At 59.8% G+C, this 386-nt stretch carries 1 pseudogene; it reads left to right on the top strand.

The window, feature by feature from the left end:
- Positions 1-386, top strand: a pseudogene (locus tag AF337_RS25550) (GMC family oxidoreductase); the annotation flags it as partial.

Here is a 386-nt window from a genome sequence, read left to right as displayed (position 1 = left end):
CGGCCGGCCTGGCCGTGACCGGCGCGCAGATATTGATCCTCGAGGCCGGCGATCATATCGCCGACCTTCCGATCAACCGCGACCAACGCGCGATCTTCCAGCGGGGACATTTTCGACCGAAGGAAACCTGGTACGAGGCGAACGGCAAGGGATTCAATCCCGGAAACTATTACAATGTCGGCGGGAATTCGAAGTTCTACGGCGCCGTGCTGTCGCGTTATCGCAAAGAGGATTTCGCAGTCATCGAACACCGCGAGGGTGTATCTCCAGCCTGGCCGTTTCCGTATGAGGTGCTGGAGCCGTGGTACTGCCAGGCTGAACGCATGTATCAGGTCCGTGGCAGTCTGGGCGAAGATCCCACCGAACCGCATCACACGGCTGCCTAC

It is taken from the genome of Rhizobium ecuadorense (genome assembly GCF_001187535.1).
GTDB classification, from domain to species: Bacteria; Pseudomonadota; Alphaproteobacteria; order Rhizobiales; family Rhizobiaceae; genus Rhizobium; species Rhizobium ecuadorense.
The sequence above is the reverse complement of the archived record's forward strand: the minus strand, read 5'-3'. Positions and strand labels throughout refer to the sequence as shown.